At 41.2% G+C, this 13,812-nt stretch carries 14 protein-coding genes; 11 read left to right on the top strand and 3 right to left on the bottom strand.

The window, feature by feature from the left end; all coding sequences use genetic code 11:
* Nucleotides 1-124 precede the first annotated feature (124 nt).
* Together QZ574_RS01935 and QZ574_RS01930 are read left to right on the top strand one after the other, a co-directional pair.
* Nucleotides 125-1,699, top strand: coding sequence for a peptide chain release factor 3 (locus QZ574_RS01935; protein ID WP_297086223.1), 1,575 nt, complete (start codon nucleotides 125-127; stop codon nucleotides 1,697-1,699).
* Nucleotides 1,700-1,840: 141 nt separating this feature from the next.
* A complete protein-coding gene (locus QZ574_RS01930) occupies nucleotides 1,841-2,413 on the top strand; it encodes a DUF2179 domain-containing protein (RefSeq protein WP_297086221.1) in 573 nt (190 codons plus the stop codon).
* Nucleotides 2,414-2,682: 269 nt separating this feature from the next.
* Here the strand turns inward: QZ574_RS01930 and QZ574_RS01925 are convergent, their stop codons facing one another.
* Nucleotides 2,683-4,455: a hypothetical protein gene (locus QZ574_RS01925; RefSeq protein WP_297086219.1), complete on the bottom strand. Its 1,773-nt coding sequence runs from the start codon at nucleotides 4,453-4,455 to the stop codon at nucleotides 2,683-2,685.
* Between the two features lie 443 nt (nucleotides 4,456-4,898).
* On the opposite strand from QZ574_RS01925, the gene QZ574_RS01920 reads away from it, so the two are divergent.
* The 8 genes from QZ574_RS01920 to QZ574_RS01885 all read left to right on the top strand — a co-directional run bounded on the left by QZ574_RS01920 (nucleotide 4,899) and on the right by QZ574_RS01885 (nucleotide 11,981).
* Complete coding sequence (locus QZ574_RS01920) at nucleotides 4,899-5,489, top strand: TetR/AcrR family transcriptional regulator (RefSeq protein ID WP_297086217.1); 591 nt, start codon at nucleotides 4,899-4,901, stop codon at nucleotides 5,487-5,489.
* A gap of 7 nt (nucleotides 5,490-5,496) precedes the next feature.
* Nucleotides 5,497-6,240 carry an outer membrane lipoprotein-sorting protein gene (locus QZ574_RS01915; RefSeq protein ID WP_297086215.1) on the top strand — a complete coding sequence of 248 codons (744 nt, stop codon included), beginning with the start codon at nucleotides 5,497-5,499 and terminating at the stop codon, nucleotides 6,238-6,240.
* 86 nt (nucleotides 6,241-6,326) lie between these two features.
* Nucleotides 6,327-6,704 (top strand): four helix bundle protein, encoded by a 378-nt coding sequence (locus tag QZ574_RS01910; RefSeq protein ID WP_297086212.1) that lies wholly within the window; start codon nucleotides 6,327-6,329, stop codon nucleotides 6,702-6,704.
* 109 nt (nucleotides 6,705-6,813) lie between these two features.
* Complete coding sequence (locus tag QZ574_RS01905) at nucleotides 6,814-8,034, top strand: FtsX-like permease family protein (protein WP_297086210.1); 1,221 nt, start codon at nucleotides 6,814-6,816, stop codon at nucleotides 8,032-8,034.
* Nucleotides 8,035-8,055: 21 nt separating this feature from the next.
* The gene (locus QZ574_RS01900) at nucleotides 8,056-9,276 is read left to right on the top strand and encodes an FtsX-like permease family protein (RefSeq protein WP_297086208.1); all 1,221 of its coding nucleotides are present in this window, start codon (nucleotides 8,056-8,058) and stop codon (nucleotides 9,274-9,276) included.
* Nucleotides 9,277-9,397: 121 nt separating this feature from the next.
* On the top strand, nucleotides 9,398-10,081 hold the full coding sequence (locus QZ574_RS01895) for an ABC transporter ATP-binding protein (protein ID WP_297086206.1): 684 nt from the start codon (nucleotides 9,398-9,400) through the stop codon (nucleotides 10,079-10,081).
* Between the two features lie 52 nt (nucleotides 10,082-10,133).
* On the top strand, nucleotides 10,134-10,790 hold the full coding sequence (locus tag QZ574_RS01890; protein WP_297086204.1) for a CAP domain-containing protein: 657 nt from the start codon (nucleotides 10,134-10,136) through the stop codon (nucleotides 10,788-10,790).
* Nucleotides 10,791-10,805: 15 nt separating this feature from the next.
* Nucleotides 10,806-11,981 (top strand): hypothetical protein, encoded by a 1,176-nt coding sequence (locus tag QZ574_RS01885; RefSeq protein WP_297086202.1) that lies wholly within the window; start codon nucleotides 10,806-10,808, stop codon nucleotides 11,979-11,981.
* Between the two features lie 130 nt (nucleotides 11,982-12,111).
* Here QZ574_RS01885 and QZ574_RS01880 read toward each other — a convergent pair whose 3' ends face one another.
* Together QZ574_RS01880 and ssb are read right to left on the bottom strand one after the other, a co-directional pair.
* Nucleotides 12,112-12,549: a hypothetical protein gene (locus tag QZ574_RS01880; RefSeq protein ID WP_297086199.1), complete on the bottom strand. Its 438-nt coding sequence runs from the start codon at nucleotides 12,547-12,549 to the stop codon at nucleotides 12,112-12,114.
* Between the two features lie 299 nt (nucleotides 12,550-12,848).
* Nucleotides 12,849-13,190, bottom strand: a complete 342-nt coding sequence (gene ssb / locus QZ574_RS01875; protein ID WP_297086197.1) for a single-stranded DNA-binding protein — start codon at nucleotides 13,188-13,190, stop codon at nucleotides 12,849-12,851.
* Nucleotides 13,191-13,392: 202 nt separating this feature from the next.
* Between ssb and QZ574_RS01870 the strand changes: the two genes are divergently transcribed.
* Nucleotides 13,393-13,749, top strand: coding sequence for a hypothetical protein (locus tag QZ574_RS01870; protein WP_297086195.1), 357 nt, complete (start codon nucleotides 13,393-13,395; stop codon nucleotides 13,747-13,749).
* Nucleotides 13,750-13,812 lie beyond the last annotated feature (63 nt).

The following is a 13,812-nucleotide window of genomic DNA, read 5'->3' as shown; positions in this document are numbered from 1 at the left end:
TAAAGTCAACAATTTTACCTCTAATTTAAAGTTTTTAACTGTGCATTGCCACAAAGTGTTACAATAAGCAGGTAATTAAAAGTTCTTTTCTATTTTTGCGCCGCAATAAAGACACGATACAGACATGACTTTTTTAGAAGAAATAAAACGTCGCCGCACCTTTGGAATTGTAAGCCACCCTGATGCCGGGAAAACTACACTAACCGAAAAGTTATTACTTTTTGGTGGAGCCATCCGCGTAGCCGGAGCCGTAAAAAGCAATAAAATTAAAAAGGGAGCCACTTCCGATTTTATGGAAATTGAACGCCAGCGTGGAATCTCGGTGGCCACCTCGGTAATGGGTTTCGAATACAACGGTTACAAGGTTAATATTCTGGATACGCCCGGTCACCAGGATTTTCAGGAAGACACCTTCCGCACGCTTACAGCGGTTGACAGTGTTATTATTGTAATTGATGCTGCCAAGGGGGTTGAGCCGCAAACCGAAAAACTGATGAACGTTTGCCGCATGCGCAAAACGCCGGTTATTGTGTTTGTAAATAAAATGGACCGCCCCTCGCAAGATCCGTTTACACTAATGGACGAAATTGAAGACCAGCTAAAAATTAAAGTGCGCCCCTTAAGTTGGCCCATCAACAATGGCCCCGATTTTAAAGGCGTGTACAATATTTTTAACCGCAGCCTGAAACTCTTTAAACCCGATATTCAGGAAATTGAAGAACGCATAAAATTTGAAGATGTTACTGATCCGGCTTTGGAAGACCACATTGGCGAAGATGCCGATGTATTGCGCGAAGAACTGGAACTGGTTGAAGGTATTTATCCTGAATTTAAGAGCGAAGACTACCTGGCGGGAGAGCTGGCTCCGGTATTTTTTGGTAGTGCACTGTATAACTTTGGCGTTCAGGAGCTGCTTGATTCGTTTGTGGAAATTGCCCCAACTCCTCAACCCAGCTTTTCAGAAGAACGCGAAATTAAACCGGAAGAAAAAGGATTTACGGGTTTTGTCTTTAAAATTCATGCCAATATCGACCCGAATCACCGCAGCCGTATTGCCTTTGTAAAAATCTGCTCCGGCGAATTTGAACGCAATAAAATGTACAAAAATGTGCGCCTGGGAAAATCATTCCGAATTTCGAGCCCCACAGCTTTTATGGCTTCGCAAAAAGAAATTGTTGAATATGCCTACCCCGGCGATATAATTGGAGTACCCGATACCGGAAACTATATTATTGGCGATACCATTACCGATGGCGAAGAAATCCACTTTAAAGGCTTACCGAGTTTCTCGCCCGAAATGTTCCGCTACGTGGAAAATGCCGACCCCATGAAAGCCAAACAGCTGGCCAAAGGGATAGACCAGCTAATGGACGAAGGTGTGGCGCAGTTGTTTACCAGTGCTTTTAACGGACGAAAAATTATTGGAACCGTTGGGCAATTACAATTTGAAGTTATTCAGTACCGCCTCGAGCACGAATACGGTGCCAAGTGCCGTTTCGAGCCTTTGTCGATGCACAAAGCCTGCTGGATACAGTGCAACGACCAAAAGGTATTAACGGAATTTAAAAAACGGAAACACCAAAAAATGGCCAAAGATAAACTGGGCCGCGATGTGTTTATGGCCGATTCATCGTTTATCCTTCAAATGGCACAAGATGAATTTAAAGACATTAAGTTCCATTTTACTTCGGAGTTTTAAGCAGAAAGGCAAAGTTAACTGGTGAAAGGTGAAATAAGGGCTACTTTCATTTCGAACAAAGTAAGAAATCGATAACTTTGAAAAGCAGGCTTGCAGCTAATCCTGCACCGAAATGATAAATTAAATCTTACATTTACTTTAATGGATACAAGTTTTTACGACAGCGGAATTTTTACCTACGGCATTCTTCCCGCACTCATTTTTATCTCGCGGGTAATCGACGTTTCGTTTGGCACCATTCGTATAGTAATGGTTTCAAAAGGCCATAAAATATGGGCGCCGGTGCTGGGGTTTTTCGAAGTGTTTATCTGGCTGTTAGCCATCTCGCGCATTTTCCAAAACCTCGATAACTGGACCTGCTATGTGGCTTATGCCGGTGGCTTTGCCTGCGGAAACTATGTGGGCCTACTTATTGAAGAAAAACTGGCCGTTGGTATTGTTAAAATACAGATTATTACCCGCATGAATGCCGAAAATCTGATTGCCAACCTAAAGGAAGCCGGGTATGGAATTACCCACCACGAAGCCCGTGGTGGCAGCGAGAACGTAAGCATTATTTACAGCATTATCAATCGGAAAGAAATTAAGAAAGTTGAAAAGATTGTAAAAAATTCGAACCCCAAAGCATTTTACTCTGTTGAAGACGTAAAGTTTGTAAACGAAGGCGTTTTCCCTATCCGGGCTGCCGCTTCGCGCCTGCGGAAAGGAAAATAAAAACCAAGGCCTGCCCAGTGAATAGCTTTTCAATTTTACATCAAACCACAACCAATTCTGCTTTCGCTCTCCAATATGGCAAGTTGAATATCTTTTCAATTTTACATCTTATCACAATAAGGCTATATGCCGAAGGAAAAAATTCCTGTACTCCCGCCTCGGTGGGAGTTTTTTTTTGGGGGTTATATAACTAAACCTTCAAGGTTTAAACCATAAAAAAACGGACTACGTAAATACGAAGCCCGTTTCTATTTTCATAATAATAATGCTTACAATTCTTTCTCCAGCACCGGATATTTTTTCAATAAGTTCTCCAGTTCTTCCACCACATCTTTTTTCTTTTCGGCAAAAAGTATTTTGTAGTAGTCGATTCCGTCTACCAGGTTCTGTTTAAATTTTACCAGGTTACGTTTCGCTTTATTATCGTCGATATTCTTCTGGAAGTTTTCTACTTGTTCTTTAAAAATATCGAGGTACATATTTAGCTCTTTTAAAAATAGATGTGGGCGGTAGCCCTTATCCAGAAGATTAATGCGCCCGTAAATATGATCCACCATTTCTTTCAGGCTCGATATTTTGGAGAAATAGGCCAGGTTCGGCCCCGGGCACACCGTAACTTTATCAGTGGGTTGTACCTCAATTTCTTTTGATTGCAGCGTTGAGATGCCCAGACCTACACATAAACATTCGGGTTCGGTAATTTTATCAAAAGCTTTTTTGTATTCCTTTTCGGGCAGGTTCAACTCCTCCAGTTCGGCCAGTTTTTTACTTTGGTATTGGCGCGACGAGGTACAAATTGGTTTTTCGGTGTATTCGGTATTGTAACGCAAAAACCCTTTGGTACAAGGCATTCCGGCTTTTCCTTCGGCAGCCATTGCCAAACGCAGCTTACTCATCGATGCGCCTTTAATGCTGTTAAACGGTACGCCCAGGGGCGATAATCCACTGTAGTAATAATCCTTTTCCTTGCCTTTTGCCAGCAGGTTCATGGTTTCGGTATCGATACTAATGACCTCGGGAACCAACATAAACAGTGACCCCCAGCCCACACTGTCCATATTGTAATAGTCAAGCAGCAGCTGGTGTTCTTCAAAGTTGCCTACCCCACCCTGCGCCGTAATTTTTAGTTCGGGCTCGTTTTGCGGTTGCACCAACGCTTTCTTTTGCAGCGCACTTTTATACAAATCAATACAGGTATCAAACAGTTTTTTGCGGTTTAAGCGAAACTCATCGAGTATAGGCCCAAACAATACGCCATTGGTAGGAAAAGCGTGTCCGCCACAATTTACCCCCGATTCGATACGGTACTCTGAAACCCACAGGCCTTTGGCAGCCAACATTTTTCCCTGTACCAGTGCCGAACGAAAATCGCTAACTTTTAAAATGATTTTCTTTTTAATCTGCCCACTTACATCCGGAAAAAAGTCTTTAAAATTCTCGATGTAGCTGTATAAACGTGGGCTCATACCGGCCGATAGCACCAGCGAAGAGCTTAGGTTACTATTGGCAAAACCCCGCAAAGCCGCATGCGCATCGTTATATTCAATGGGCAATTCCTTCCCGTCTTTTTTATTCACCTGGTCGAGCTTGGTCATAATATTTACATCTATCGACCCCACCGGCAACTTATCGTTTACCCAGTTTTTTAACTCATCCGTCAGCGATTTCTTAAAGCCAAGCTTGTTGAATTTCTTTTTTAATTCTGCCGCTTCGGGTAGCATATCGTAATATTTTTCCAGTTCGCCACCAACACCCGACAACGAAGCTTTTACCAACTCTACCTTTTTATTCACCACTGTTTCCATCGTATTCAGGTACGAGGTAATACGTTTAGCCCGGCAATCCTCCACTTTTTTCGAAATGGCGGTAAAGGGCAAATCGAACTTTTTACAATAAAACTCGCGCAATTTCTCCATTAAGGCATCGTCAACCAACGAAATAACCGACGAAATGCCGTAAGGCGCCACATTAGCCGGGGTATCCATTGAATAACCTACCCCTAAAACCGGAATATGGAATGAATGTCCTTCAAATATCTTCATTATTTAAATTATATTGACAAGGGGGAAACTCCCCTGTTGTGTTAAAACAATTGGGCGCAAAGAAAGCAAGTTATTTCTCATTTGCTTGCAACTATTGGTGCAATGCCGCTTTTGTCCATATAATTTCACTTTTATTATCAATTACTCGCTTTTCATTCGAACTGTTGCGTCTAAAATTCAACACATACATTGACCAATCGGTCAATTATTGTTCTGTTTTTTTGGAATTTTAAAACAGACATTTTAACTTTGACCGAACGTTCAATCAATATAAAGAACATAGATATGAGATACGAGTAATGAGAAGTAAGATAAAATGAGAAGAAAGAAACTCTCCATACTCACATCTCTGTACTCATATCTAAAGTGACTAATAAAAAATTCAAAAAAAATACATTTGAAGCTATAGGGTTTTAAAACCATTTACTGAAAAATTTAAAAAGATGCCAAGAAGTCCGGAACAATTTGACGAACTGAGAAAACAGAAAAAGCACCTGATTATGGGAACAGCATTGGAGCTATTTGCCGAAAATGGTTACCACGCCACCTCTATTAGTCAGATAGCCGCTAAAGCAAAAATATCGAAAGGTCTCACCTACAACTATTTTTCAAGCAAAAAAGCAATTCTCGATGAGTTGATGCAGCATGGTTTTGAGGAAATCTACAACAACCTGGATCTTAACCACGATGGTGTTCTTTCTGAAGAAGAATTTATCTTTTTTATCCGGCAAAATTTTAAACTCTTAGGCGAAAATCTGCAGCACTGGAAACTTTTCTTTTCTCTGCTACTGCAGCCTCAAATCTCAAAGGTGTTTGCCGAAACCTATGCGGAAAAAGCAAAGCCTGTTTTCGAGATGTTTTACGGGTTTATTGAAGCCCGGGGCAGCAAAAATCCGGAAGCCGACCTGATAGCCATAGCAGCAATGCTTGAAGGAGCCTTTTTATACGCCGTAGCTGCCCCCGATGTTTTTCCGGTAGAAAAAATGGAACAGGCTGTTATTGATGCCTGCTTTAAAATAATTAACAAGCAATAGGTTAGCCATGAAAAAACTACAGGTAAGTATACTATTAAGTGTGTTAAGTGCGATTGTTTTTGCCCAGGACATGACAGCTATAATTAAAGAAGCCGACGAGAAATTCAGAGGAGAATCGAGCCGGGGCGAAATAACCATGATTATTGAACGGCCGGGCTGGAGCCGAACAGTTTCGATGAAAAACTGGACGCTGGGCAACGACTATTCGCTGATTTACATTACTGCTCCGGCAAAAGAAAAAGGCCAGGTTTTTTTAAAACGCAACAAGGAAATGTGGAACTGGGTTCCCAATATCGAGCGCATGATAAAAATTCCGCCATCGATGATGATGCAATCGTGGATGGGCTCGGATTTTACCAACGACGACCTGGTGAAAGAATCGCAGATGGCAAAAGACTATTCCAACAAACTGCTGGGCGAGGAAGAAATTGACGGATACCAATGCTACAAAATTGAACTCATCCCCCACGACGATGCGCCTGTGGTCTGGGGAAAGGTTATCATGTGGATATCGAAAAAGGAATTACACTGGCTAAAAGCTGAATTTTACGACGAAGACGGCTACCTGGTAAATACCGAAATTTTAACCGAGGTAAAAATGATGGACGACCGCGAAATGCCAACCCGACTGGAAATGATTCCGGCCGACGAAGAGGGGCATAAAACCATTATGATTTTTGATAAAATCGAGTTTAACGTTGATTTAAAAGAAAGCTTCTTTTCGCAACAAAATATGAAGAGAATACGGTGACGATGATTAAATGATTTAATGCCTAAATGCTATAATGATTAAATGATTAAATGATTAAGGTACCAATCGAAACATAACTTAAAACGATGAATACAAAAGATAAATTTATTGAAGCACTAAAACACCGTACAAAAAAGTTTGCCGTTGATGTAATTCTTTTCTGTGAAACATTAAAGAATACCAAAGCCAGCTCTGTCATTGCTTACCAGCTAATTAAATCAGCCACGTCAACTGGTGCCAATTACCGGGCAGCCTGCCGCGGACGTTCCAAATCAGAGTTTTATAGCAAAATGTGTATTGTTGTCGAGGAGTCTGACGAATCAGCTTACTGGCTTGAAGTTATTAATGATGCACAGCTATCTGAAAATCAACATGAGCTAGATCGTTTGCTAAATGAAGCTATTGAAATTTCTAAAATCATGACCAAAGCAAAAGACACTACATACAAAAATATAAATGGTTAAGAATAGCTATACAAGTCAGGTTAAACTACAACTTCGAAATTAAAGTATTTATTAATCTTAGCATTAACACATTCAAGCATTTTAGCATTAAATAAATAAAGCATTGCTCATGAGAACAAACATAAAACTAGCGTGGCGTAATCTTTGGCGAAATAAGCGCCGAACCATCATTGCCATATCATCTGTTGTATTTAGTGTATTGCTGGCTTCGTGGATGCGCTCGATGCAGGAAGGCTCGTACGATAGCATGATTGATAATTCGGTAAAATTTTACACCGGGTATTTACAGGTTCAGGACACGGCTTACTGGAACGAACGAAACCTGGAAAACAGCTTTAAAGTTGCCGACGAACTACAAAATAAAATCAGCAAAATTACAGATGTAAGTCTGGTAGCTAACCGTTTGGAATCCTTTTCGCTGGCTGCCAACCACCTAAAAAGCAAACCCGCCATGGTGATGGGCATTGAACCCGAAGCCGAAGACCGGATTACCCAACTTTCGAAAAAAATTGAAGCCGGCGATTTTTTGCAGTCAGGCGATGCAGAAGTAGTTATCGGCAGCGGACTGGCAAAATACCTTAATTTGGGTGTTGGCGACACTTTGGTAATGATTTCACAGGGCTACCACGGAATCAGTGCCAGTGGTTTATTCCCCATAAAAGGCATTATAAAACACCCGAATGTTGAATTTAACAAACGCCTGGTTTACCTCGACATCGAAACGGCCCGCGACTTTTATTCGGCATACGGTTTATCCACCTCGCTTGTGGTAATGACTAATGACCACTACAGTGTGCACCATATAAAAAAGGCTATTGATAAAATCTTGCCGAAAAACAACACGGTAATGACCTGGACAGAGATGAGTCCCGAACTGGAGCAGGTAATTCAAAGCGACCGTGGAGGTGGAATTATTATGCTCGGCATTTTGTACCTGGTAATTGCTTTTGGCATGTTTAGCGTGGTAATAATGATGGTGAAAGAGCGCCAGCGCGAATTTGGTGTTACCCATGCCGTGGGTATGCAAAAACGAAAAATCGCCCTGTTAGTTCTTATTGAGACCCTGTTTATTGGATTAATAGGTTGCTCAATTGGATTAATCATCAGTTGGTTTTTTTGCTTGTATTTTTACTACAACCCATTGCCCCTATCGGGCGATATGGCCGACGCCATGGCAATTTACGGAATGGAACCCTACATGTTCTTCTCCATGAAACCTTCGTTGTTTTACAACCAGATGATTGTTGTTTTTATCATTAGCAGCCTCATCGCTGTTTTCCCGATAACAAATGTGAGCCGCTTAAAAATTACAACTGCAATGCGCAGTTAATACCAATAAAAAATGAACAAAATGATAATATCAATAGCATGGCGTAACGTTTGGCGAAGTAAAACCCGGAGCCTGGTAATGATTGCCGCCATTGCCCTTGGGCTGTTTGCCGGAATATTTATGATGGCGTTTATGAACGGGATGTACAAAACACGTATTGATTCGGCAACAAAATCGGAGCTCTCGCACCTGCAAGTGCATGCCCCGCATTTTTTAGATAATAACGAAACGTCTTTATTTATTTCCGATGGTTTCACGCTGGCCGAACGCATTGCTGCCCTCGACTCTGTTCAGGCAGCGGCCCCCCGCTTAATTGCCGAAAGTTTTATTATGGCCGCGCATGGCACCGGAGGTGCTAAAATGCTGGGTATTAATCCGGAAAAAGAAAAGCAGGTTACCGATATTTGGGAACACCTGGTTGATGGAACCTACCTGGAAAAAACAAGCCGAATGCCACCAATATTGGTTGGCCATAAACTTGCTGAAAAATTACGATTGAAAGTTGGGACAAAAATAAATGTGCAACTGGTTGATTTTAATGGCGATCTTTCATCAAAAGGCTACCGGGTTTCCGGAATTTACAAAACGGTAAATACCGGATTCGACGAAATGCACATGTTTGTGCATATTAACGATCTGCAAAAACAAATGGCCATTGAAGCGCGGGCAGTGCACGAAATTGCCGTTTTGCTTAAAAACAATGGTTATGCCTCACGTCTTAAACCAACTATTCAGCAAACTGCAGAAGGTCTGGATGTGCACACCTGGAAAGAACTGAGTCCGGAAATGTCCATTCTAACCGACTCAATGGACCAGTACATGTACATTTTTATTCTTATCATTTTAATTGCCCTGTGTTTTGGCATAATCAACACCATGCTTATGGCTGTTTTAGAGCGTGTAAAAGAAATTGGCATGCTAATGGCCATTGGTATGAATAAGCGCAAAATCTTTGGCATGATTATTTTTGAATCGCTGATGCTAACACTTACCGGAGGCCTGTTGGGAATCTTGCTAGGCATTGTTGTATCCCGGATTTTTGAGAAAAACCCAATCAATTTATCGGCCTTTGCACAGGGCCTGGAACAATACGGTGTAGCTACCGAGATTGCAACGGAGTTCCCGACACATTCGTTAGGCGTATTAGTTACACTGGTAGTAATAACAGGCTTAATTTCGGCCATTTACCCGGCACGAAAAGCCTTAAAACTAAATCCGGCCGAAGCCACACGGACTGATTAATGCGTAAAAGCATGGATGATTAAATACAAAAAAGAAAAGAGAAATATCGGCAAGATATAGCGATAAACTAAAAAAATAAAACCCATAAAAACAGTAAGCATTAAAACATTAAAACATTATTATGAAGATCATAGAAATAAAAAACCTGCACAAAATTTACAACAGTAGTTCGGTTTCGGTTCATGCTGTTAATGGCATCAACATCAGTTTTGAAGAAGGCGAATTTACGGCCATTGTTGGACCATCGGGCTCAGGAAAAACGACGCTGTTAAACATCATAGGCGGTCTCGACGATGCTACTGAAGGTTGGGTTGAAATTAACGGGATTAAAATTAATGAGCTTTCATCACGCAAACTAACTGACTTCAGGATGAACAATATCGGTTTCGTTTTTCAGGCCTACAACCTAATTCCTGTGCTTACTGCCAAAGAAAATGTAGAATTTATTATGCACCTGCAAGGCAGTAAAAAGAGCGAACGCGATGCCCGCACCAGCGAATTGCTAAAGGCTGTTGGGCTGGGAGAAATGATGGACCGGCGCCCCTCGAAACTATCGGGAGGACAGCAACAACGGGTAGCCGTAGCGCGAGCTTTGGCATCGAAACCCAAATTTGTTTTGGCCGACGAGCCTACAGCTAATCTCGATTCGCATTCCACCGAAAACCTGCTTGATATTATGGAGCAGCTAAATAAAGAAGAAAAAATTACGTTTATATTTTCAACACACGACCAAAGGGTGGTAAACAAAGCGCGTCGGGTAATTACCATCGAGGATGGAAAAATAATAAGCGATGAAAAAAAGTAAGTAGTATAAATTATAGTAAAGAAGTTACACAAAGAACGATAAAAGTATGAAAGTGTTGATTTTAATAATCTTATGTCTTTTTAACCTAAGCACTACTGCCAACGAAAAAAGCAAAAACAGCAAACACAATACGGCGGCCAATGCCAGTTATTTGTCGGCATTAGAGAAAGAAGTAATTTACGAAATCAACCTGTTTCGTTCCAACCCGCCGGAATATGCAGAGAAGTATATTGCTCCCCTGGCAAAACATTACGAGCGTAAAATTTTACACTACCCCGGCGATAAATCGATTATGACGCAAGAAGGCGTAAGCGCCCTGCATGAATGTGTACGTGTGTTAAAAAAAGCAAGTAGCACTCCACCTTTGTACCCTGACGCTCGTTTAACAAAAGCTGCAAACGACCACCAAACCGACCAATCAAAAACCGGAAAGACAGGTCACACCGGCAAGGATCGCTCCAACCTGAAAGACCGTATTGAACGATATGGCAAATGGCAGGTTCGGATTGCAGAAAACATTGCCTACGGAAATACATCGGCACAACAAATTGTTGTTTTTCTTTTAATTGATGATGGCGTTAAAAGCCGCGGACACCGAACCAACCTGTTACACCCCGATTTTAAAAGCATTGGGGTTGCCTGTGGTTCGCACCCAAAATATAACACCATGTGCGTAATGGATTTTGCAGGCGGCATGAGCAATAACTAAAGCAAAACAGTACACATGGCTAAAAAATTAAGCCTCATACTAACCTTTTTTGTATCGAGCTTGCTGCTTTCGGCACAATCTGATGTCTCGTTTTACGGTTACTTAAAAAACCTGGGCATGTACTATAAACCTGTGGAGCCTGTTGCGGTATCAGAAACAAAAACACTCGATTATTTAATGTTGAACCAACTTCACAACCGTTTAAATTTCAGATACTTTGCCACTGAAAAATTAACCTTTGCCCTGGAGGCCCGTAACCGCATTTATATGGGCCAAATGATTCGTGAATTTCCGGATTATGAAGAAATGATTGACAACGATAACGGCTTTCTGGACTTAGGAACGGTACTAATTTCGGCCGACAGCTGGTTTTTTCATACCATGCTCGACAGGGCCTGGCTCGATTACACCAGCGGGAAATGGCAAGTACGCCTGGGCCGTCAGCGCATAAACTGGGGCACTAACCTGGTTTGGAACCCCAACGATGTTTTTAACACCTTTTCTTATTTTGATTTTGATTACGAAGAACGTCCGGGTACCGATGGAATTCGCGTGCAATATTATACAAGTGTAACCTCATCAGCCGAACTGGTTTATAAAATTGGCAGAAACAGCAACGAATCGGCAATAGCCGGAATGTACCGGTTTTCGAAATTTAATTATGATGTGCAGTTTTTAAGCGGCTGGGTAGGAAAAGATTATGTTTTAGGCGGAGGCTGGGCCGGAAATATTAAAGGAGCCGGTTTTAGAGGAGAAGCCACCTGGTTTAAACCACGTGATAAGGATGATGAAACAAATTTTGAAACCTTTGTGGCTTCCGTTTCGGGCGACTACACCTTTGCCAATAGCTTATACCTGCATCTTGGAACTCTGTTTAACAGCTACGGAACAACAGGCGATGCCGGTGGCCGCAGTTTTTTCACCCCAAATATTTCAGCAAAAATGCTATCAATGGGGCGCTACCAGCTTTTCAGCCAGGTTAGCTATCCGTTAACACCCTTGTTTTTCGTCAATCTATCAGCCATGCTAAATCCCTGCGACGGCTCGTCGTTTATTGGCCCCGATTTTTCTTATTCCCTGGCCGACAATTGGGAAATCATGCTTAACGGGCAGTTCTTTTTCGGGCGATCCGGAACCGAATATGGCGAATATGGACAAGCCATTTATGCACGTGTAAAATGGGCATTTTAAAAAAATTGAATCATTTTAGAAAAACAGTTGACAGGAAAAAATGGGCTGATTTATCTTTTAGCACCTAAAAACCATACACAGTTGGGAGCTTAATAAGCTCTGATTTATTCAGAAAACCTGGAATGCTCACTTATAAAACGTTATTCTTTTTGGAGTTATTTGAAGGCACATGCTTCTTCTGCACAATTTCATGGGTGTAAACAACGCCCCTCTTTATATAAATATGAAGCTCCGTTTCTTGAGGATCGTTGCTACCTTTGGCATTAGAATCAGCAGTATCAATGGGAATCCGAAGAGTTCCGTTGTACCAGTCAGCTACCATTTTAGGGCGGGAAAGTACATCTCGTGGATTAATAACTACTGTTGGGTTAAGCTGTTGAAAACCCGTTAAGTAAAGCACGTTATTTCTGATGCGCCAGGAGGCCATATACCCTCTTCTGCATTCCGGCATTTTCCCTCGGAATGAAGGAATTTCATGATGTGCCTCGAAAAAGGCGTCTAAAGGGGTTGAGAACAGCTCAAACAACTCGCCATCGAGGTAAATTCTATCTTTTTGTTGAATAGCCATAACTTTGGTTTAATGAGTGTCAAATCCGACTGGACACTTAAAAGTCTGTTTTTGGCTTCCCTTAAGTGCTTGCCAGACTAATGATAAAAATAAACCACAATTTCCTATTTTGGTAATCAATACACATGTTTTCAAACAAGTTTTGCGGAACTGTTGGGGGCAAGTAAAGCAGTTTTGCAAATCCAACACCTCAATATAAATTGCCGGTGTTAAAAGAGATTAATCCAGCTCAAAAAAAAACAGTAGTATCATAACAAATCGATACTACTGTTTTTTTTGTGGATTAACGCTATCGGCCGTTAATTCGAGGCCTTATCCAACATCAACATCGAATTAATTACAATTTCAGTTGAGTAATGTTTCTCACCGTTTTTATCTTCCCACTGGCGGTTAGCCAGTTTTCCTTCAACAGTAATTTCCGAACCCTTTTTCAGGTATTTTTCAGCAACTTCGGCATTTTTTCCCCAGGCCACCAAACGGTGCCAGGTAGTTTCGGTTTGTTTTTCGCCCCGGCTATCGCGGTAAATTTCGTTGGTAGCCAAACTAAAATTTGCCACTTTTTTTCCACTTTCAAGAGTTCTAACTGTAGGCGCTTCGCCCAAATTTCCTAACAATCGTACGCTGTTTCTTAATGCATTCATGATATTTATTTTTTTAGTTAATAATGTAGGGCTGTGTCTTTTGCGAGCCCTTTAACGCAATTGTTACTTCAAAGGTAAAGGAGCCCGTTTTGCCTAACCGGTTTTTAAACGTTTGTAGTCGACAATAAACGTTTGCAAACGTTTACAAACGGATATAATTTTGTATATTAGCACTTTAACAACTCAAACAAAAAATATAAAAATGGAAAAAAGAACCTGCCTCGAATGTGGAGAAACCTTAAAAGGACGTGCCGACCAGAAGTTTTGCAACGACAGTTGCCGGAATGCCTACAACAATAAAAAGGCAAGTCGGACAACAAACTATATGCGTAAAATCAACCGCATATTAAAAAACAATCACAGTATTTTAGAGCAGTTAAATCCCGAAGAAAAAACAACAACCTTTAAAAGCATTCTCGAAAAAAATGGATTCAATTTTAATTTTTACACCAATACCTATATTACCAAAAACAACCGCATTTATTATTTTGTATACGACCAGGGTTATGCTGAATTAGAAAACAACAAGTATCTGCTGGTAAAAAATGCGGAAAATTAGCTAATTGTTTAATTGCTCTTTTGGGCGGCGCTGATTTTAGTACTTAATCCCCTAAAATTATAT

The sequence above is a fragment of the uncultured Draconibacterium sp. genome, assembly GCF_913063105.1.
Classification (GTDB): Bacteria; Bacteroidota; Bacteroidia; order Bacteroidales; family Prolixibacteraceae; genus Draconibacterium.
This window is presented reverse-complemented; position numbering and strand designations above follow the sequence as displayed.

Bases quoted from the DNA above. Each gene is read 5' to 3' on its own strand.
- QZ574_RS01895 (WP_297086206.1), top strand. From the start codon at position 9,398: ATGAAGATCATAGAAATAAAAAACCTGCACAAAATTTACAACAGTAGT.
- ssb (WP_297086197.1), bottom strand. From the start codon at position 13,190: ATGAATGCATTAAGAAACAGCGTACGATTGTTAGGAAATTTGGGCGAA.
- QZ574_RS01905 (WP_297086210.1), top strand. From the start codon at position 6,814: ATGAGAACAAACATAAAACTAGCGTGGCGTAATCTTTGGCGAAATAAG.
- QZ574_RS01925 (WP_297086219.1), bottom strand. From the start codon at position 4,455: ATGAAGATATTTGAAGGACATTCATTCCATATTCCGGTTTTAGGGGTA.
- QZ574_RS01910 (WP_297086212.1), top strand. From the start codon at position 6,327: ATGAATACAAAAGATAAATTTATTGAAGCACTAAAACACCGTACAAAA.
- QZ574_RS01870 (WP_297086195.1), top strand. From the start codon at position 13,393: ATGGAAAAAAGAACCTGCCTCGAATGTGGAGAAACCTTAAAAGGACGT.
- QZ574_RS01930 (WP_297086221.1), top strand. From the start codon at position 1,841: ATGGATACAAGTTTTTACGACAGCGGAATTTTTACCTACGGCATTCTT.
- QZ574_RS01880 (WP_297086199.1), bottom strand. From the start codon at position 12,549: ATGGCTATTCAACAAAAAGATAGAATTTACCTCGATGGCGAGTTGTTT.
- QZ574_RS01935 (WP_297086223.1), top strand. From the start codon at position 125: ATGACTTTTTTAGAAGAAATAAAACGTCGCCGCACCTTTGGAATTGTA.
- QZ574_RS01920 (WP_297086217.1), top strand. From the start codon at position 4,899: ATGCCAAGAAGTCCGGAACAATTTGACGAACTGAGAAAACAGAAAAAG.
- QZ574_RS01900 (WP_297086208.1), top strand. From the start codon at position 8,056: ATGATAATATCAATAGCATGGCGTAACGTTTGGCGAAGTAAAACCCGG.
- QZ574_RS01885 (WP_297086202.1), top strand. From the start codon at position 10,806: ATGGCTAAAAAATTAAGCCTCATACTAACCTTTTTTGTATCGAGCTTG.
- QZ574_RS01915 (WP_297086215.1), top strand. From the start codon at position 5,497: ATGAAAAAACTACAGGTAAGTATACTATTAAGTGTGTTAAGTGCGATT.